The 19,091-nt window shown below is 62.3% G+C and carries 15 protein-coding genes; 9 read left to right on the top strand and 6 right to left on the bottom strand.

Going from position 1 to position 19,091, the window contains the following annotated elements; genetic code table 11:
- Positions 1-16: 16 nt before the first annotated feature.
- Positions 17-487: a VOC family protein gene (locus HB375_RS09510; RefSeq protein WP_343232382.1), complete on the bottom strand. Its 471-nt coding sequence runs from the start codon at positions 485-487 to the stop codon at positions 17-19.
- A gap of 67 nt (positions 488-554) precedes the next feature.
- Here HB375_RS09510 and HB375_RS09505 point away from each other — a divergent pair, with 67 nt between their 5' ends.
- Positions 555-1,394, top strand: a complete 840-nt coding sequence (locus HB375_RS09505) for a helix-turn-helix transcriptional regulator (RefSeq protein WP_167672762.1) — start codon at positions 555-557, stop codon at positions 1,392-1,394.
- Between the two features lie 18 nt (positions 1,395-1,412).
- On the opposite strand, the gene HB375_RS09500 is transcribed toward HB375_RS09505, so the two are convergent.
- Entirely contained in the window at positions 1,413-2,420 is a 1,008-nt protein-coding gene (locus tag HB375_RS09500) for an alpha/beta hydrolase (protein WP_167672761.1), read from the bottom strand.
- A gap of 152 nt (positions 2,421-2,572) precedes the next feature.
- Between HB375_RS09500 and meaB the strand changes: the two genes are divergently transcribed.
- Together meaB and HB375_RS09490 are read left to right on the top strand one after the other, a co-directional pair.
- A complete protein-coding gene (gene meaB, locus HB375_RS09495) occupies positions 2,573-3,556 on the top strand; it encodes a methylmalonyl Co-A mutase-associated GTPase MeaB (protein WP_167672760.1) in 984 nt (327 codons plus the stop codon).
- A 135-nt stretch (positions 3,557-3,691) separates the two neighbouring features.
- Complete coding sequence (locus HB375_RS09490; RefSeq protein ID WP_167672759.1) at positions 3,692-5,983, top strand: calcium-binding protein; 2,292 nt, start codon at positions 3,692-3,694, stop codon at positions 5,981-5,983.
- 47 nt (positions 5,984-6,030) lie between these two features.
- On the opposite strand, the gene HB375_RS09485 is transcribed toward HB375_RS09490, so the two are convergent.
- Complete coding sequence (locus HB375_RS09485; protein ID WP_167672758.1) at positions 6,031-7,038, bottom strand: asparaginase; 1,008 nt, start codon at positions 7,036-7,038, stop codon at positions 6,031-6,033.
- A 171-nt stretch (positions 7,039-7,209) separates the two neighbouring features.
- Here HB375_RS09485 and HB375_RS09480 point away from each other — a divergent pair, with 171 nt between their 5' ends.
- On the top strand, positions 7,210-8,514 hold the full coding sequence (locus HB375_RS09480; protein ID WP_167672757.1) for a UDP-glucose dehydrogenase family protein: 1,305 nt from the start codon (positions 7,210-7,212) through the stop codon (positions 8,512-8,514).
- Positions 8,515-8,551: 37 nt separating this feature from the next.
- Positions 8,552-8,788: an Lrp/AsnC ligand binding domain-containing protein gene (locus HB375_RS09475; RefSeq protein WP_167672756.1), complete on the top strand. Its 237-nt coding sequence runs from the start codon at positions 8,552-8,554 to the stop codon at positions 8,786-8,788.
- A gap of 40 nt (positions 8,789-8,828) precedes the next feature.
- Here the strand turns inward: HB375_RS09475 and HB375_RS09470 are convergent, their stop codons facing one another.
- From HB375_RS09470 to HB375_RS09460, 3 genes are all read right to left on the bottom strand, one after another.
- A complete protein-coding gene (locus tag HB375_RS09470) occupies positions 8,829-9,968 on the bottom strand; it encodes a transglycosylase SLT domain-containing protein (RefSeq protein WP_167672755.1) in 1,140 nt (379 codons plus the stop codon).
- A gap of 172 nt (positions 9,969-10,140) precedes the next feature.
- The gene (locus HB375_RS09465; RefSeq protein WP_167672754.1) at positions 10,141-10,587 is read right to left on the bottom strand and encodes a Crp/Fnr family transcriptional regulator; all 447 of its coding nucleotides are present in this window, start codon (positions 10,585-10,587) and stop codon (positions 10,141-10,143) included.
- Positions 10,584-13,418, bottom strand: coding sequence for an ABC transporter transmembrane domain-containing protein (locus HB375_RS09460; RefSeq protein WP_246728432.1), 2,835 nt, complete (start codon positions 13,416-13,418; stop codon positions 10,584-10,586). The genes HB375_RS09465 and HB375_RS09460 overlap by 4 nt, the downstream gene beginning before the upstream one ends.
- A gap of 30 nt (positions 13,419-13,448) precedes the next feature.
- On the opposite strand from HB375_RS09460, the gene HB375_RS09455 reads away from it, so the two are divergent.
- The 4 genes from HB375_RS09455 (at position 13,449) to HB375_RS09440 (ending at position 19,066) form a co-directional block, all read left to right on the top strand.
- Positions 13,449-14,729, top strand: a complete 1,281-nt coding sequence (locus HB375_RS09455; RefSeq protein WP_167672753.1) for a glycosyltransferase family protein — start codon at positions 13,449-13,451, stop codon at positions 14,727-14,729.
- A gap of 8 nt (positions 14,730-14,737) precedes the next feature.
- Positions 14,738-16,012, top strand: a complete 1,275-nt coding sequence (locus tag HB375_RS09450; RefSeq protein WP_167672752.1) for a glycosyltransferase family 4 protein — start codon at positions 14,738-14,740, stop codon at positions 16,010-16,012.
- Between the two features lie 74 nt (positions 16,013-16,086).
- Positions 16,087-17,139 carry a glycosyltransferase family 4 protein gene (locus HB375_RS09445; RefSeq protein WP_167672751.1) on the top strand — a complete coding sequence of 351 codons (1,053 nt, stop codon included), beginning with the start codon at positions 16,087-16,089 and terminating at the stop codon, positions 17,137-17,139.
- A gap of 1 nt (position 17,140) precedes the next feature.
- A complete protein-coding gene (locus HB375_RS09440) occupies positions 17,141-19,066 on the top strand; it encodes a glycosyltransferase (RefSeq protein WP_167672750.1) in 1,926 nt (641 codons plus the stop codon).
- The last annotated feature ends 25 nt before the right edge of the window (positions 19,067-19,091 follow it).

Raw genomic sequence — 19,091 nt, 5'->3', positions numbered from 1 at the left:
AAATGCTTCTCAACGCTTAAATATCGGCGAAAATCTCAATCAAGTTGCCATCAGGATCGCGGAAGAACAGCGTGCGATGTCCCCAAGGCTGGTTCGTAGGGGGAGAGACGATTGCAACCCCAACCTTCTTGAGTGCCTCAGCGCATTCGTCGACCTGGCTCGGCGTGACCTTGAATGCGAGTTGCAGCGCGGCAGCCTGCGGCGGAACCGGGGCATCGTCCTTGTTGAAGAACGGGTGAGCGAGGGCGAGAACGTTGTCTCCGACCTTGTACTCGATCCAGTCGGCAGACAGCTCGTACTTGACCGGAAACATCATCACCGTGTTGTAGAAGGCGCGCATGGCCGCCATGTTGCGCGCGAAGACGACTGTGTAGTCAATCTTGCCGATTGCTTTTAGTGGGCTTTCCGCCGCTGCGGCCACGCCAGTTGTGGACATGGCGACGACTGTACCCGCCGCTGTTGCCAAAAGATCTCTTCTCGACATCATGCTAATCTCCAGTAGATGAGGCAGCGTGAAATCGCAGAGCCGATCTCGGCGGAACAGGAGTCTTGTTATGCTAGTACCCGCAGTACCAGCATCAGCAGAGCAAAATGATCTCGGATGGGAACGCCGCAAGGAACTCGCCGAGTTTCTCAAGCTCAAGCGGTCCGCCGTCTCCGCAGTCGCCATTGGACTACCGATGTCCGCCCGTCGGCGAACCAAAGGCCTGCTACGAGAAGAAGTGGCCCAGCGCGCAGGCACCAGCACCACGTGGTACACATGGCTGGAACAGGGCCGCGACGTTCAAGCCTCATCGGATCTGGTGGAGCGGCTGGCGCGCGCTCTATTGTTGAGCGATGCCGAGCGCGAGTATCTTCACCTCCTGGCTCGCCCCGCATCGAAGGCCGGCGCCCTCACACAGCAGGCTTCTCCCGCGCTGACCGCCTGGATCGACAGCCTGGACCCGCAACCGGCCTATGCGCTCAACGGTGTCTGGGACGTCATCGCCTGGAACGAGGCGGCGACCGATCTTCTCGGCAATTTCGGTGCCGTCGCACCGGGTGAGCGGAATCTCCTGCGACTTCTGTTTCGTCAGCCCGCATGGCGGCAATTGTTCGTTGATTGGAATGTCATCGTCGCATCCGCCGTCGCGCAATTTCGTGCCGCCATGATGCGCGCGCCCAATCCCGCACGCGCTCAGACTCTCGTCGATACGATGTTGGAGGAATGCGCAGACTTCAGGCGCATCTGGCGCGAGGGCGCGGTGGCGCAGTCGGAGCTCCGCACGAAGCGGATGCGCCATCCTCGGCTGGGAGAGATCGAGTTATCCTTCGCCTCGGTCAAGCCAGAAGCCGTCAACGGCGACGTGACGGTCACCATTTACTCGCCAGCTCTTCCGCGCAATCCGACCTAGGAAAAAGCTTGCGCCGGGCTACTGGTGCTCCCGCTCGATGGCGCGCTTTACGACCTGCTGTACGTCTTTGTTCGACAGAAACAGATCGTGGTTGATAATGCCGCTGCTGAACTCCGACGCATCGGCGACACGCACGCCGAGCGATTCCAGCCGCTCGCGGTCCGCCGCGCCGGCGCGGATAATGCCGCCGGCGAGACGGCTTGACACCGCGAGAGCGCGGTCGTTGGTCGAACTGATGACCGTGATCTTCTTCGCATCCGGCCCCAGGCGCTCCAGCCCGCGCGCGAAAAGGTCGATGTCGATGTCGGGAGCAGCCAAAACCACCGAACCAATGCGCGCCATGGCGCTTTCGCCGCCGGACGCGCGCAGCATCCGCAGCGTTTCGAGCGTCAGCAGAGTGCCCATGCTGTGCGCGACAATGTTGATGCGCCCGCCGCTCGGCGAATTGGCGATGGCGGTCAACAGATCCTCCAGTGCATCGCGCGACCACATGGCGCTTTCGCGGTCGCTCACGTAGCCGAAGGTCGAGGCGGCGGACGGCCAGGTGAAGAGGCCCGTCGCGCCGGGAAACTTGATGCCCTCCGACAATTCGATGGTCGAGGCCGCAGCGGTCTCGAAGCTCTCGCGATAGCCGTGGATGTAGAGCAAAAGATCCCGCCCCAAGGCCGCCTGCGCGAAGGCCTGCGCGGCGCTCTTTTTCTCAAGCGAATCGACGGAGGCGATGCTCCACCCGCCTGATGTCACGCGTCCGAGCAGCGAACGGTCCGGTGGCGTCAGGCGTGCCTGGGCGAAAATGAAATCCGGCGAGCGCTCGCTGGTGAACCAGGGCTTTTGCAGCGTTCCAGACACCGGGAGGCGGGTTGTCGCGACAAGAAGGGTCGGATCGCTGCGCAAGCCAGGGCGAGGCGCGCGCAGGATGCCGGAGCCGCCCGCAAGCGGCGTTTCCCCACCCAGGCAACCCGAGAGGGCAAGACCTGCAAGGCAGACGACGGTAAGGCGGGAGAGGCGGGAAAAAGAAGGAAGCATCAGTCTAGGCGGGTGAGAACAAAGAAGAGGACAACGCTCTGTTGCGCGCGAAGATGGCGAGCGCAAGGCGAAGGGGAACCTTCCTATTCTTCCTCTCCCGTCTTGGTGAACCATCGGTTACAGCAGTACCGAAGGGTGGTACTCCTCGGGCCATGACAAAAGTTTCAACCCAGCCGAAAGTGACCGTCGGGGCTGTTCTGAAGGGCGACCGCGCCGCCCTGGCGCGTGCGATTACCTTGATGGAATCGCGCCGCGCCGATCATCGGGCGGCGGCCAGGGAACTGCTTCAGGAGCTGATGCCCCATACGGGCAAGGCCGTGCGGGTTGGAATTACCGGCGTGCCGGGCGTCGGCAAGTCGACCACCATCGACAGCCTTGGCTCCATGCTGACCGAGAGGGGCCACAAGGTCGCCGTGCTGGCCGTCGACCCCTCCTCCACCCGCAGCGGTGGGGCGATTCTCGGTGACAAGACGCGCATGGCGCGGCTCGCCATCGACCCCAACGCCTTCATCCGCCCCTCGCCCTCTTCCGGCACTCTCGGCGGGGTTGCCGCGAAAACCCGCGAAACGATGCTGCTATGCGAAGCCGCAGGCTTCGATGTGATTCTGGTGGAGACAGTCGGCGTCGGACAATCCGAGACCGCGGTGGCCGATCTGACCGATTTCTTCCTCGTCCTGATGCTGCCGGGCGCAGGTGATGAGTTGCAGGGGATCAAGAAGGGCATCCTCGAACTCGCCGACATGATCGCGGTCAACAAGGCGGACGACGCCGGCCCGAAAGCGAAGACCGCCGCCGCCGAATACAAATCGGCCCTGCATATCCTCACCCCGGCCTCCCCGGCCTGGACGCCCCCGGTCCTGACCATTTCGGGCCTCACCGGCCAGGGGCTCGACGAGGTCTGGAGCAAGATCCTCGATCACCGCAAGCGGCTGGAGGCGACGGGCGAGTTGGCCGCCAAGCGCCACGCGCAGGACACGAAGTGGATGTGGGCCCTCGTCCATGAGCGCCTGCACGACCGGCTGACCCATGATCCCGCTTTGAAAAAGCGGCTGCCTGAAATCGAAGGGTCTATTGCCGAGGGCTCTTTGTCGCCGGACGCCGGTGCAACCGAAATCGTAAAGTTGCTGGGTCTTTAGCCCTTACACACGGACTTTGCTCGACGCACAATCCAATCCGTTCCAGACCAAAAGTGACTTGCCTTTCCATATCGGAAGCCTCCATAAGATACGTTATAAAGTGCCATTCAGGCATAGGATTTATCGGGGCATATTATGGCGGCGATCCTCTGGGGCGAATTTCTCGTCAACACGGTGAAGAGCGGCGTTCAGTCCGGCGTGCAGTTGCAGGCGCTCGACAACGGCAAGTTCATGGCCGTCTGGCAAAACACGACCGTGAACGAGCTTGGCGTGGAAGTCAGCACCATTTACGCACAGCGCTTCTATTCCGGCGCCGCGAGCCAGGGCGACCTGATCGTCGTGAGCACAAATGAAGGCGGCTCGAACACGAACCCTGTCGTGACGCAACTGAAGGATGGCAACGTCCTTTATGCATGGGAAAGCCGCAGCGTCGTCGAAGGCGTTGTGACCTATTCGATCAGGGGCCGCATCCTGAATACGGATGGCACGCCCGTCGATCTCAATGGAGCGGAAGAAGGCGGGACGGACGATTTCGAGATTGCCTCAAGCACGACCGGCCCTCTGACGAAGCCTCAGATCACCGCGACGTCCGGCAAAGGCTTCGTCGTCTCATATACGAGCATCAACGGCACGGTTTCCGAAGATCCGGCGATCCCCACCGATTACGACGTCAAGGCCGTAGTCTTCGACGGCACACTGGCGCACGCGGCAGCCGATATTAGAGTGGCAGGCGGCTCACAGACGAATAGCTCGATCATCACCCTGAAAAATGGCCATCTCGTCGCCGTCTACAACGAGATCGGCGCGATTGTCGGCGAGAAAGCGGAGAATGTCGTTATCCGCCTTTTCTCGGTCAACGGCACAGCGCTGGCCCTGGAAAACGAAATTCCACTTTCCGGAGTGATCAAGCAGGGGACCCGGCCGACGGCGACCGCCCTGTCCGACGGCCGTTTCATCGTCACTTGGACCACGGATAGCCGCGAAGATGCCGACGGTGACGGGGCCGACGATGGCACGAATGTCATGGCTCAGGTCTATGAGGCGAATGGAACGGAGGTTGGCGATGCCTTCGTCGTGAACCAGATCAGAGCGCGCGATCAAAGCAGCCCGACCGTGACGGCTTTGTCTCAGGGCGGCTTCGCAATCACCTATCTCGATGGGAGTGCCGAGGGCATTCCGCAGGTCAAGCTCGCTGTCTTCGATGAAAGCAAGAACCGCATTGGCACAGACACCGTGCTGAGCAAAGCTTTTGGCGAGGGTGATCGCACTGTTCCGACGGTGGTCGAACTCACCGACGGTCGTCTTATCGCCGCGTGGGACGAGGCGATCCCCGGACGAACCGACGATATGGACGGTATTCGCGGACAGGTGATTGACGCTCGGTTCAAGGCGATCAACCTTCCAGGCTCGGACGATAACGACCAGTTGATCGGAACGGCTTTCGGCGACACCCTCAGCGGCGGCGCCTATGGCAACGATCACCTCACCGGCCGCGAAGGCAACGACAAGCTCTATGGTGGCAGCGGCGACGGCTTGGGCGATGACACGCTCGATGGCGGGACGGGTGCGGACACCATGGTCGGCGGCGTGGGGAATGACACGTACTATGTCGACGACGCCGGCGATCAGATCATTGAGACTTCCACAGGCGGTACAGCCGACAAGGTTTTCACCAGCGCCAGCTACACCCTGTCGGCGAATATCGAGAACCTGACTGCGACAGGCACCGCCGCAATCTCTTTGACCGGCAATGCTTCCAACAACGTCATCATCGGCAACGCCGCAGCCAACGTGCTCAACGGCGAAGCCGGCAATGACACGCTCGATGGCGGCGCCGGTGCGGACAAGATGGCCGGCGGCACGGGCAATGACGTCTATTATGTCGACAATGCCAAGGATGTGATCGTCGAAACCTCAACCGGCGGCACGGCAGACCTCGTTTATACGAGCGTCAGCTATATCCTAGCGAACTACGTCGAAAACCTCACCGCCCTTGGTGCCGACGCGATTTCCCTGACCGGCAATGCGCTCAAGAACACGATCACCGGCAATGCGGGAGCCAACAAGTTGGCCGGTGGCCTCGGCAACGACATCTTGATCGGCGGCGCTGGCAAGGACCGCTTTGTCTTCGACACCAAGCTGAACGCCAAGACCAACCTCGACAAGATCGCCGACTTCAACGTGAAGGACGACACGATCTATTTGTCGAAGAAGATCTTCGACAAGATCGCCAAGAAAGGCGCTCTCGCCAAGGGCGCGTTCTGGATCGGCGCGAAGGCCCATGATGCGGATGACCGCATCATCTACGACAACAAGAAGGGCATTCTCTATTACGACGCCGACGGCAATGGCGCGGGGCAAGCCATTGCTTTCGCGACAATCAGCAAGAAACTGAAGATGACCGCGGCGGACTTCTTCGTTTTCTGAACGATCCTCAGGTCGGCTGGGCGCGACGCGTCTGGCCGACCTGACTGCTACTGCAGAAAATCGGAAGAAGGCCGGATGCGTCCGACCTCGATGCCGTTCCAATTCTTCAGCACGGGCTGCGCCAGCGCCTCGACCGCCGCGCGTTGCTCGTCCGCAAGCTGCAGGAAGCGCAGGACGAGGCCAGCCATCATAGCTTCAGCGGCACGGCCGTTACCATCGTCGGCCTTCAGCGCGACGCCAAATCCGAGTTCCGGAAAAGCCGCGCAAAAAACGCCCTCAGCCCCAACCTTTACGAAGACCCGTTCCCCGAGCACAGTCATCAGCTTCGTATCGAAGCGGTCGGTTCCCGCCACCATGAACGGGTGCCGCGCCACCGCCTGGCGGATGCGCTCGGCAGCGCTTTTGTAGCCGCTCGACAGGCCGACGCCTGCGCCGAATTTCGCAAAGCCGAAAGCCAGGGAGGGGAGCGGAATAGCGTAGGTGGGGATGGAACAGCCGTCGATACCGCTGACCTCCTCCGTGTGCGAGGCGCCGGTCAGGTCCTCCAGCGCAGCGCGGACGGCCTGCTGGACCGGGTGCGCGGACTTCACGTAGCCGCGCGGGTCCTCATCAAGCCCGCAGGCAAGGCAGATGAAGCCGGCATGTTTGCCCGAGCAGTTGTTGTGAAGGGCATTCGGTTTCTCGCCCTGCGCCGCCAGCGCCAGTTTCGCTGCCTCGCCCGAAGGCCAATGGGCCCCACATTCAAGGCAGGTCGCGTCCCGGCCCGCCTTTGCCAGCATGGATTGGGCGACCCGCACATGTTCCGGCTCGCCCGAATGGGACGCGCAGGCCAGCGCGATTTCCTCATCCGAAAGGCTGTATTTGTCCGCAATCCCGCTCTCGATCAGGGGCAGAGCCTGGATTGCCTTGACCGCCGAGCGCGGAAAAACGCGCCTTTCGACATCGCCAAGGGACAAAACCGTCCCCCCATCCGCGTCGACGACGGCAATCGAGCCCCGGTGACGCGATTCGACCAGATTTCCGCGCGTAACCTCGACGAGAAAGGGATTGTCCATAGGCAGCCTCACGTTGAAGGGCGGTGTTTTGTCCGCGATGAGGGCGGAAGTCAAAGGAATCCTTGTTTCAAAAGAGTCGCATAGCCCATGTAGAGCAGATTCCGCAGGTTCGGGTTGCGGCTTGGCTGTTGCCGCCTTAAATCCAGCGCTCTGACAGTCGGAGAGCTCTTGATGCGTGTTGCGATGATTGGGGCGGGCTATGTCGGCCTAGTTTCGGGCGCCTGCTTCGCGGATTTCGGACACGACGTCTGCTGCGTGGACAAGGATCCGACCAAGATCGAGGCCCTCAATCGCGGCGAAATCCCCATCTACGAACCTGGCCTGGCAGGCCTTGTCGCCAATAACGTGCGCGAGGGGCGCTTGTCCTTCGCCGGCGACCTTTCCCAGGCGGTGAAGAATGCCGAGGCGGTGTTCATCGCCGTCGGCACCCCCTCCCGCCGGGGCGACGGTCATGCCGACCTCACTTACGTCTATCAGGCCGCGCGGGAGATCGCGGCGGCCATGGACGGCTACACGGTCGTCGTCACCAAATCGACGGTCCCGGTCGGCACCGGCGATGAGGTGGAGCGGATCATCCGTGAAATCCGGCCCGATGCGGAATTCTCCGTCGTCTCGAACCCCGAATTCCTGCGCGAAGGCGCGGCCATCTCGGATTTCAAGCGCCCCGACCGCATCGTCATCGGTGCCGAGGACGAGCGCTCCAAGGGCGTGATGACGGAGATCTACCGCCCGCTCTACCTGAACCAGTCGCCCCTGCTCGCCATGTCGCGGCGCACCGCGGAACTGACGAAATACGCGGCCAACGCCTTTTTGGCGACCAAGATCACGTTCATCAACGAAATCGCGGACCTCTGCGAGCAGGTGGGGGCCAATGTGCAGGACGTGGCGCGCGGCATCGGGCTCGATAACCGCATCGGCTCGAAGTTCCTCCACGCGGGTCCGGGCTATGGCGGCTCGTGCTTCCCGAAGGATACGCTGGCCCTGATTAAGACCGCCCAAGACCACGATGCACCGATCCGCATCGTCGAGACGGTGGCGGCGGTAAATTCCCAGCGCAAACGCGCCATGGGGCGCAAGGTCGTGGCGGCCTGCGGCGGTACCGTGCGGGGCAAGACTATCGCCGTGCTGGGGCTGACCTTCAAGCCCAACACGGACGACATGCGGGACGCCCCCTCCATCGACATCATCACCACCCTCCAGGACTCGGGCGCAAAGGTTCGCGCCTACGACCCCGAGGGCATGGAAGCCGCCACGGCGGTGCTGACGAATGTTGATTACGCCAAGGACGCGTATGACTGCGCTCGCGGCGCCGACGCCCTTGTCATCGTGACGGAATGGGACATGTTCCGCGCGCTCGACCTGACCCGCCTGAAGGCCGCGCTGGCCGAGCCGGTCGTCGTCGACCTGCGCAACGTTTACCGCCCCGACGAGATGCAGCGGCGCGGATTTACCTATATGAGCGTCGGACGGGCCTGAGCGAGCCCCTCCAAATCAGCGTCACCGGGAGCGCCCCATGCAAACCTTCTTCGTCGAGATCAAATGCAAACTCGGCAAGACCTACAACGTCGCCAACGCGCTCGCCGACCGGGAGATCGCGTCCGAGATCTACTCGACCGCCGGAAACTACGACATCCTGGCCAAGTTCCACGTGGATGATGGGGTCGATATCGGCCATTTCATCGCCGAAAACGTGCAATCGATCTCCGACATCGCGGACACGCACACGATCATCACGTTCAAGGCTTTCTGATCAGAGCATTTTCCGATCTGATCCTGTCAGATCGGATACTCTATCGTGCGATGACGGTCGCCTGCTGCGTCCGTCCGGACATGCGCGTGACTTCGGCGATGTAGGGGCCGATATCCTCGTAGCGGTCCATCCGTTTGACGATCTTGGAATCGATGTTGTTGTAGAACTCGGCGACGGTGACTGAGCGGCGCTTGCGGCCGCGGCCTTCCATGAACAGGCCGGTATTGGCTTTCGCCGCCTGCGGGAAAAGCTTCGACGCCTTCATGTTGGGGTCTTTGTCGAGGACCTCGAGGAACCGCACCGCGCTTCCCGCCCCAAGGAAGTGGGCGATGTAGAGTTCTGCTTCCGACAACTCCCGTTCGCCCTGAGCCTGCAGCGCGCGCTCGATGTCCTTGATCAACTCGCCCGCCATGAGCGCCGAGAAGTAAGGATCGCAGCGCAGATTCATGATCCATTCGCGATCCTTCGCCTTGATGACAACCGGCTCGCCATCGACCATGCGGATCGCCTCCGCGGCGGCGGAGAAGCCATAGTCGCTGGCGTGATTGAATACGGTCTCCAGCCAGGTGCGGTCGATGAACTGGAAAAGGCCCTCGGCGGTGGAGGTCGGGGCCTTCGCCTCCGGCGACAGGCTCGATTCAATGTCGGCGAGGGTCATCATGTAGACCGGATCGACGCCAGTCACGCGGGCGGCTTTCAGGATCGAATGAACCAGCCAGCGCGGTGCGTTTCGCCCGCTGAAGGGGATGATCTCATCGGGGTTCTCGACGGAGTATTCAGCATCGGCCGGCACTGGCGGCAGTTTGGCGAGGGGTTTTTCCTTGGGAGTGAAGGCCGTTTCAGGAATGGCTCCGAAGATTTCCGGAGCGTTGATCAGCGGAGGCAGTTCCACCTTGATGTCGGCTTCGATATCGCGCGGTGCAGGGGCAAACGGCCTCGCGATCAACGCGCTGGGCAGAGTTGCGACCGCCGCGGGGGCCACCGTCATGCCCTGAAAGCCGATCAGCAGTCCGACGGAGGCGAGAACGCGGAACACGCGGCTGTACAGCCATGCTCCTGAGGCTCCGATCTCCTGGACTGGACCGAAAGAGGTTCGTTGTCGTCGCCCGAAGCTCGCGCGCGCAGCCTGAACGGGCTGCGGCAGCGTCGCGCCTGGCGGCGTGCTCGCGTTGGTCGGCATCACGTTTTCCCGCTCGATCAGGCCGAAAAGCCGGATCGTTCCCTTGTGTCGTTATGCGACAAGGCTTGGCGGGCAGTTGTGACGAGAATCGGTCAGCTTGGCCGTAAGAGCACGGAGCAGGCCGTCGAAATTCCGGATTACCTCTCCGAAAATCCTTATTTTTCAGCGAAACTTAAGATGACGACTGTGCGACAAGCTGAGCATTGGTCCGCTCAAGTCGCTGCGCCAATTCCCGCATGACGGCGAGCGACATTTGCGGGAATTGGGCCAAAAGCTCGAGGAAAACCCGCTTGTCGATGCGCAGAGCCGTCGTCGGCTCGGCCGCCATGATGGTCGCGGAGCGTGGCGTGTCGGACAAAATGCCCATCTCCCCGACAAGGGCATTACCGGACAGTTCGGCCACCTGGATTTCCCCGTTCGGCGTATTGAGCAGCACGTGCGCCCGCCCGTCGAGGATCACATAGGCCGCGTCGGAGGCGTCCCCTTGCGAGAAAAAGCGCTGCCCGTCGGCGAACTGCACTCGCTCGCTCGTGAAGGCGAGAAGCTTCAGTCGGGCGGGATCGATGTCCCGGAACATCGGCACCTGCCGCAAGGATTGAACCTCGGTTTCAAGGGTCATACCACCTCTCCCGCTATCCGTGAGGCGGTTTCCGGCTTGGGGTTGTCCCCACGAGCCGGGCCGCCTGTCTTCTCTGTCGTAATCTGTCCGTCACGAAACCGCATCTGAATTTGAAAGCCCTGCGCCTGCCGGTCGTTCGGCACCACCATAAACAGGCTCTGCTTTTCGAAAAGATCGATCAGGAGATCGGTCATCTGTCGAGCACGGCTTTCGTCAAAGGGCGCCAGCGCCCCATCGACCACGAGGATGTCGGGCTTCTTCACGAGGCAGCGAACCAGATTGATGCTGGCGCGCTCTTGTGCCGTCAGCAGGCGTCCGGCCGTGCCGACCTCGTGGTCGAGGCCGATGCGCTCGATATCCTCTCGCAGCCCGAGTTCAGCAACGACCGAGGACACCGCCGCGGCGACGCGGTGCCGAGCTGCTGCAACCCGGTAGCTGACCCGGCCGAACAGAAGATTGTCCCGTACTGGCGCAGCCGCGCAGATCCGGTCGGGATCGTAGAACTCGACCCCCCTCATGCCGGACCGCTCCAGTGTCTCGCGCACAAGCGCCCGCGCCCGGACGAGGCGGAGCCTCAAACCGTCGTCGAGCAACCCGAGACGATGCCTCGGCTCGATATAGTCCAGAGGCAGTGAGAGGAGCTTCACTCGGTCGTCCTTACCGAGCACGTCCGTCCTCCGGCGGCGACGCAGGATGGCCTCAAAGTCATGCAATTCGTCCGCCCCGATGAAGGAGAATTGTTCGAATAGGGAATGCCCCGGAGGCAGGCCCTCGAAGATTTCCGTCATCGTCTCGGCGATCTGGATGCCCATGGTCACAAGATCATCCGTCAGGCCGGCGCGGTCGATGGCACCGCTGAAATCCTTGTTGAGGGCAAGATTGCGCCCCATGAAGTCTTCCGACACCGGCACCCCGAATAAGAGGTTTTCGGCAATCGTCGCCTGATCGTTATAGCGGTTTGCATCGAATGGAACGACGAGGCCCCTCATGTCGTCCGCCTGAAAGGTCTCGCGCAGGCGCCGCCGCGCCTCGACGATCCTCTCCGCCACGTGCGGATAGCGCTCGGGGTCCATCTGCTCGGCAAGACCGAAGAGATAGATCTCGGTGCCCATGCCGATGCGATTCAGCCATTCGACCAGCACCCGGTCGAGGTCATCCTCGTCGCTCACGCCGATCTGGTCATAGTCGATCCAGGGCCCCGCAATGTCATCGACCGGATTGCCCGTTCGCAGCGCCTCAGCGATGCGCCGGTCCTTCCAGCGGGCATCCTCGGCACCGACCTCCGGCTTCCTCCGCAGGCCGTAAACGAGATTGTCGCGAATGCTGCCGGGAAACAGGATGGGGTCGAGACCCGCGTAAGCGATCCGGTGGCCCGTGACCGAGGTCGGAAGCTGCGTCAGGTCCCGGTGGCCGATGTGGACCTGGCCACCGAAGCCCGACACGCGCCGCGCCACGATCTGAGCCGTGACGCTCGCCGCCGTGCCTCCGTTGGAGATCAGCGCGACGCTGGTGGGAAGCTCCAGGCGGAAGGCGGCTCCATCGAGAACCATGCCCCCGTGCGGGTCCGGCACGCGAAGGCTTTCGGCTTCGAGTAGGCCGGTCAGCGGAGTGTCGTCGACTATGACAGGTTTCGCCTCGAGCAGGGGCGCAAGGCGCTCCTCCGCGAAGTGCTGGGTGACCTGATCGTACTTCACCTGCACGTCGAGGCGCTGCTGGTCCCAGTCGATCAATTCCTTCAACGGCGGCGGCAATTCGCGATAGGCGGCGATGACGGCCACGAGCTGACCGATGTCGAGCGTGCCGCGCAACGCGAAATAACCGCCGACCGCGTAGAAAAAGAACGGCGTTAGCTGGGACAGGAAGTTATTGAGGAATTTGACGACGAACTTTCGGTTGTAGATTTTGACTCGCAGGTCATAGAGCGTGAAGAGCCTATTGCCGATCTCGGCCCGCTCCCAGTCATAGGCGTTGTGCACATGCACGACCTCGATGCCGTCGAGGACCTCGCCAATGCGTCCGGCCAGTTCACGCGAGGCCAATTGGCGTTCCCGGCCGAGGACGAGAAGTTCGCGTCGCAGACGCGGAATCACCACCAGCTGAATCGCCACGACGGCGAGCGCCATGAGGCCGAGCGAGACGTTCTGCACCATGATGAAGAACAGGGCGGTCAACGCCTGCATGCTGAGAAAAACCGGGGTGATGAAGGCATCCCCGATGAAACCGCCGATGGGCTCCACCTCGTCCTTGATGATTGTGGCGGTTTCCGACGACTTCACCGTGCGCAGGGCATCCGGCGTGAAGCGCAGCACCATCGTGAACAGGTCGAATCGGAGACGGCGCAGCATGCGCTCGCCGAGCACGCCCTTGGCGACGTTGATCCAATATTTGAATGCGCCGTTGACGATGACGAAGAACAGGAAAAGGCAGGACAGCCCGAGCAGCAGGCCGACGCGGCTCAGCTGAAACCCGTCGAACAACAAGGTCGAGCCACCGCCGAGCCACTCCGGCCAGTGGAGGGTCATTTTCAGGAAAGGCGCGGTGGCGTTGCCGTCCCTGAAAGCCTCGCCCTGGATCGCCTGGTTCACAATTTGGCGAGGCAGGTCCAGCGACAGGAAATAGAACGGCTGCGAAGCGAGAACCACTGCGCAGACAATCATTTGGTCGCGTTTGGAATGCGTCCAGATATAGCGAAAAAGGCTTTTTTCCATCAGCGCGACGATACCATTTTCACTGCCATGGACGAAGGCCTCTTTCCGAATGGTGACGTCGCCATAATTTGACCTGGAGGCTATTGCAAGGCTCGGGATCGACACCAATTGACGTAGCGTCAATATCACCTTTCCTATTATAGGACGTCCCCCATGGCAGACTTGGTCGTAGCCCGCGAGGCCGCCGTCGCCCCTGTCATCAAGGCTTCGACCCGGCGCTATGATGGCGCGCGTGTCCTCATTTACAGCCACGATACGTTCGGACTCGGGCATTTGCGCCGGTCGCGCGCCATCGCGAACGCGATCGTCGAGGACAGCCCCGGCGCGTCGGTCGTGATCATTTCGGGCTCGCCCCTCATCGGCAGCTTCGAATTCGGCAGCGGCGTCGATTACATTCGCATTCCAGGCGTGACAAAGTTGCCGGATGGGGACTACCGCAGCCTCAACCTCAATGTGGAGCTCGACGAAGCAGTAGGCTTGCGTCAGGCACTCATCCTGCAGGCGGTCAAGTCCTTCCAGCCGGACGTGTTCATTGTCGACAAGGAACCAACGGGTTTTCGCGGCGAGGTCCTGCCCGCGCTGGATTACCTCCAGGGCACGCCCTGCCGGCTCGTTCTGGGCATCCGGGACGTGATGGACGAGCCCGCGCTCCTCGTTCCCGAGTGGGAGCGCAAAGACGCCAAGGCGGCCCTAATTCGCTATTATGACGAGATCTGGGTCTATGGGTTGAAGGATGTCTATCAGCCGCTCGCCGCGCTCGACCTTCCCCCGCATGTAGAGCGGCGCATCACCTATACCGGCTATCTGCGCCGGGAAATTCCGGCCACGCCGTCCCTGACCCGTTATCCCAAGATCACGAAGCAGCCCTTCATCCTCGTCACCACCGGCGGCGGCGGCGACGGCGATGATCTGATCGACTGGGTCATCTCGGCTTACGAAGCGGACAAGGCGCTGGAAATGCCGGCGCTGATCCTGTTCGGCCCGTTCATCGACCGGGACAAGCGGCGCTCCTTCATGGAGCGCATCAACCGCCAGCTCAAGCTCGACGCCCTGTCCTTCGACAACAAGATCGAATTGTTGATGCAGAAGGCCGAGGCGATTGTCGCCATGGGCGGCTACAACACCTTCTGCGAGGCGCTTTCGTTCAACAAGCGCACGCTCATCGTGCCGCGCACCCGGCCCCGGTTGGAGCAATATATCCGCGCCGTCGAAGCCCAGCGGCTCGGGCTCGTACGGATGCTGAGTGACTACGCCGAACCGCGCACGCCGGAACGCATGGCGGCGGCCCTGCGGAGCCTGTCCACGCAGCCGCGCCCGTCAGAGGTGGTGATACCCGACCTGCTCGACGGTCTTGACCGGGTGCAGACGCGCCTTAAGGCTTTGATCGAGCCGAAACACACCCATGTTGCCGCCTATCGTCAGGCGGCCGAGTAACAGTTAGAATGCATCCTTCGCCCGAAGCCCGACGCATCGCCGTCGTCGTCAAAGGTTATCCGCGCCTCTCCGAGACGTTCATCGCCCAGGAAATTCTTGCGCTCGAAGGGCGCGGCCTGGCGCTTGAGATCTGGTCTCTCCGTCATCCGACGGAGCGGGCCGTGCATCCGATGAATCGCAAGATCAAGGCGCGCGTGACCTATCTGCCTGAATACCTCTACGAGGAGCCGCTGCGTGTGTTGAAAAGCGCGTTCTGGAGCCTGAAGCAACCGCGCTTCGGCGCGCTGATGCGCGCGTTCTGGACAGACTTGCGACGCGACTTTACCGCCAACCGGGTCCGGCGTCTCGGACAGGCTTTCGTCATGGCGCGCGAATTGCCCGCGGAGGTCGGGCATCTGCATGTGCATTACCTCCACACGCCCGCGTCCGTCGTGCGTTACGCGGCTTTGCTGACGGAAAGGCCGTGGACGTTCTCCGCTCATGCCAAGGACATCTGGACGACGCCTGAATGGGAAAAGCGCGAAAAGCTCGCCGAAGCGCGCTGGGGCGTGACATGCACGGCGCATGGCGCGGAAAACCTGAAGGCGTTGAGCCCTTCGCCCGATCACGTCTCGCTCGTCTATCACGGTCTAGACCTGTCCCGTTTTCCCGCGCCGCCGGAGAGCCATTCCGTACGCGACGGCGCGAACCCTGCCGACCCCGTCCGCATCGTGTCCGTCGGGCGGGCCGTGGCGAAGAAGGGTTTTGACGATCTCATCAAGGCGCTCGCCGCGCTGCCGCCCGGCCTGCATTGGCGCTTTGCGCATGTCGGCGGCGGGGAGTTGATCAACACGTTGAAGGCGCAGGCGCAGCGCGCGGGTATCGCCGACAAAGTGGCATTCCTCGGCGCGAAGGCGCAACCCGATGTGATTGCGCTTTTGCGCGAGGCGGATCTTTTCGTGTTGCCCTCGAAGAAGGCTGCGTCCGGTGATCGAGACGGATTGCCGAACGTGCTGATGGAGGCCGCAAGCCAGAAGCTTCCGCTGGTCGCGACCGATTTTGCTGGCATTCCCGAATTCATCCGCGACGGCATCGAGGGACAACTCGTTCCGCCAGGCGATTGGGAAGCGCTGTCGAACGCTCTCAACCTTCTTTCTCGCGATCCCGAGCGGAGAAAGGCCCTCGGCGAAGCGGCTTTCGAGCGGTTGCGGCGCGACTTCTCGATGGAGGGTGGCATCGACGATCTGGAGAGACGATTTCGCGGCGCCACCGCTCCCCAACTGAGAGAACCGGTGCCCGCGTGAACCTCTCAAGGCCTGTCGCCTTCTATGCGCCCTTGAAGAGCCCGAACTCCCCTTCTCCCTCGGGCGATCGCACCATGGCGCGCTTGCTGATGAAGGCTCTCGACCGGGCAGGCTTTCCCCCTGCTCTCGCCAGCGAAATTCGTACACTCGACAAGGCGGGAGACGCGGAGGTTCAACAACGGATCAAGGAACAGTCGCTTGAGGCCGCATCGCGTTTGATCACACATTCTCGCCGTCTTGCTGCGGATCAGCGCCCCTGTCTCTGGTTTACCTACCACGTCTATTACAAAGCGCCCGACTGGATCGGCCCTGCCGTCGCGGATGCGCTGCACATTCCCTATGTCATCGCCGAGGGATCGCGCGCGGCAAAACGCGCTCAAGGTCCGTGGGCGCTCAATCACCAGGGAGCAGAAGCGGCGCTCGACCGTGCGGACGTCATCTTGGTCATGACAGCTCACGACCGTGCGGCACTGGAGACAGCGCGACCGTCCCACCAAGCTCTCATCGACCTGCCGCCGTTCCTCGATGTGCAGGAATGGCCTGAGGCCGCGCCGCTTCCTCGCGATGATTTCGAACCGCGCCTGTTGACCGTCGCGATGATGCGCGATGGTGACAAACTCGCATCCTATCGCCTTCTTGCCGCGGCTCTCAACAACGTGCGCCTTCAGCCGTGGACACTCGACATCGTCGGTGATGGCGAGGCGCGAGGCAAGGTCATAAGCCTCTTCGCGCCCTTTGGCCCACGCGTGCGCTTTCATGGGCAGGTCGAGAACAAAGCGCACCTGCGCGCGCTCTACGAGCAAGCCGATCTTTTTGTCTGGCCCGCTGTCAATGAAGCCTACGGAATGGTTCTGCTGGAGGCGCAGCGCTTCGGCTGCCCGGTTGTAGCGGGAGCCTATGGCGGCGTTGCGAGCGTGGTGGAGCATGAAACGACCGGCCTCCTGACCGACCCCGGAGACACTGCTGCGTTTGCGGATGCGCTGAGAACACTGCTTTTCGACGAAGACCGGAGAAAACGTCTCGCTCTTTCCGCTCGCCGCTTCGTTGCGGAAGAGCGTGGGCTCGATCACGCGGCGCTGCGGCTGCGCGCGGCGCTGACCCCGCTTCTCGCGAAAGTCGAGGCATGACATGCGCGTGCTGATCGCCGTCACGCATCTTCTCGGCGCCGGTCACCTCACCCGCGCCGCCGCCCTCGCGCGCGCCTTCGCGAAGGCAGGACACGAGGTGACGCTTATTTCCGGCGGAAGCGCCATCCCACTCTCTGCCACGGATGGCATCTCACTCGTGCAACTGCCGCCCGTGAAGACGCGCGACACCGACTTCCGGACGCTGCTGGATGAAGAAGGCCAGCCGATCAACAAACGGGGCCTTGCCGACCGCCGCGATCTTCTGCTCAAAACCCTCCACGCCGCCCGACCCGATGTGGTCATCACCGAGCTTTTTCCTTTCGGCCGTCGTGTGCTGGCGAGCGAATTTGACGCGCTTATCGAGGAAGCACGTCAACAGTCGCCCCGGCCGCTCATCGTCTGCTCGATCCGCGACATCCTCGTCGCTCCGACGAAACCGGACCGGATTGCGGAAGCGCATACGCGGCTCGTGCGGGATTACGACGCCGTGCTCGTCCACGGCGATCCGGCGCTCGTTCCGCTCGAAGCGTCCTGGCCGGTGGACGACCGCACCCGCCCCCTCCTGCACTACACCGGCTATGTGGACGAGAACGGCACTACACTGCCGGAAGCGGAGCGAGATGGCATCATTGTCTCCGGCGGGTCGAGCGCAGCGAGCCTTCCGCTCTATCGAACAAGCATCGAGGCAGCGTGGCTTGTCGCTGACAGGGCGTGGCGCATCCTGATCGGCCCCGGAGTGGAGGACGCGGATTTCCTATCGCTTCGCGCACTCGCTCCATCGCATGTGAGCGTCGAACGGGCGCGATCCGATTTCCGCGCTCTGCTCTCCCGCGCGGCGCTGTCGGTCAGTCAGGCGGGGTACAATACGGTCGTCGACATTCTCCGCGCCGGTGTCAGGCCGGTCTTCGTGCCGTTCGAGGCGGGTCACGAAACCGAGCAACGCCTCCGCGCGGAACGCCTCAAGGAAATCGGCCTGGCTGAAATCGTGCCGGAGGATGCCCTCTCTCCCGAACATCTGGCCAACGCCATTCGCTCAAGCCTGGCGCGCCCTGCGCCGGACGCGCCTGCGGTATCGCTCGACGGAGCAAAGAGAAGCGTCGCCATTGTCGAGAATCTTGTCCTCTCAACACCCGCGCTTCATCGCGCGGTCAACTGGTCTACGCTCACCGATGCGCTCGACGGTGCGAAGGACGAAGGCTGCGCCCTCGGCTTTTGGTGGCGGGATGATGATGCGGTGGCCCATACGCCCGAACTTGACCGTCTGCTCGATCTTGTCGGCCGTTACGAGGCCGGCTTGGCACTTGCCGCCATTCCGCATGCTCTTACGCCTTCTCTCGCCCTTCGGCTGGCGGGGGAAGACCGGGTTTTCGCGCTCGTCCATGGATCGCGCCACACCAATCACGCGCCGCCGAGCGAGAAAAAGGCCGAGTTCGGCGACCATCGTCCGGTCGATGTCATGGCGCACGAGGCGGGAGAAGCGCTCAGGACCGCCAGAATGTCTCTGGGAGAAAAGCTTCTGCCCGTCTTCGTGCCGCCCTGGAACCGGATCTCTCCCAGCCTCGGGCCACTTTTGTCGCGGGAGGGATACCGGGCGCTTTCGACCTTCACGGACCGGAAAACGTTGTGTCCGGCTCCAGACCTCGTCCAGATCAACACGCACGTCGATCCTATCGACTGGCACGGCTCGCGAAGCGTTCTCGAGCCCGCGCAAATCCTCACCGCTCTTTCCGAGGCGATCAGCCGCCGCTTCACTGGCGCAGCGGACAGAAACGAGCCGATTGGAATTTTAACCCATCATCTGGTCCATGATGAAGCGATCTGGATCTTCTGTGAGCGGCTACTGGCGTATTTCGCCGCAAGGAACATCCATTTCTTGCGAATAGACGAGTTGTTTCGTAACCCAGACAGGATCACGGTTGGGCCTTAATGCGTTATGCTCAAGGCCGCTGGAG

The sequence above is a fragment of the Microvirga terricola genome (assembly GCF_011777495.1).
In the GTDB taxonomy this organism is placed as follows: Bacteria; Pseudomonadota; Alphaproteobacteria; order Rhizobiales; family Beijerinckiaceae; genus Microvirga; species Microvirga terricola.
The sequence above is the reverse complement of the archived record's forward strand: the minus strand, read 5'-3'. Positions and strand labels throughout refer to the sequence as shown.

Coding starts and splice junctions, on each gene's coding strand:
- HB375_RS09480 (WP_167672757.1), top strand. CDS start 7,210: ATGCGTGTTGCGATGATTGGGGCGGGCTATGTCGGCCTAGTTTCGGGC.
- HB375_RS09440 (WP_167672750.1), top strand. CDS start 17,141: ATGCGCGTGCTGATCGCCGTCACGCATCTTCTCGGCGCCGGTCACCTC.
- HB375_RS09455 (WP_167672753.1), top strand. CDS start 13,449: ATGGCAGACTTGGTCGTAGCCCGCGAGGCCGCCGTCGCCCCTGTCATC.
- HB375_RS09500 (WP_167672761.1), bottom strand. CDS start 2,420: ATGCTTCCTTCTTTTTCCCGCCTCTCCCGCCTTACCGTCGTCTGCCTT.
- meaB (WP_167672760.1), top strand. CDS start 2,573: ATGACAAAAGTTTCAACCCAGCCGAAAGTGACCGTCGGGGCTGTTCTG.
- HB375_RS09475 (WP_167672756.1), top strand. CDS start 8,552: ATGCAAACCTTCTTCGTCGAGATCAAATGCAAACTCGGCAAGACCTAC.
- HB375_RS09510 (WP_343232382.1), bottom strand. CDS start 487: ATGATGTCGAGAAGAGATCTTTTGGCAACAGCGGCGGGTACAGTCGTC.
- HB375_RS09450 (WP_167672752.1), top strand. CDS start 14,738: ATGCATCCTTCGCCCGAAGCCCGACGCATCGCCGTCGTCGTCAAAGGT.
- HB375_RS09445 (WP_167672751.1), top strand. CDS start 16,087: ATGGCGCGCTTGCTGATGAAGGCTCTCGACCGGGCAGGCTTTCCCCCT.
- HB375_RS09470 (WP_167672755.1), bottom strand. CDS start 9,968: ATGCCGACCAACGCGAGCACGCCGCCAGGCGCGACGCTGCCGCAGCCC.
- HB375_RS09490 (WP_167672759.1), top strand. CDS start 3,692: ATGGCGGCGATCCTCTGGGGCGAATTTCTCGTCAACACGGTGAAGAGC.
- HB375_RS09465 (WP_167672754.1), bottom strand. CDS start 10,587: ATGACCCTTGAAACCGAGGTTCAATCCTTGCGGCAGGTGCCGATGTTC.
- HB375_RS09485 (WP_167672758.1), bottom strand. CDS start 7,038: ATGGACAATCCCTTTCTCGTCGAGGTTACGCGCGGAAATCTGGTCGAA.
- HB375_RS09505 (WP_167672762.1), top strand. CDS start 555: ATGCTAGTACCCGCAGTACCAGCATCAGCAGAGCAAAATGATCTCGGA.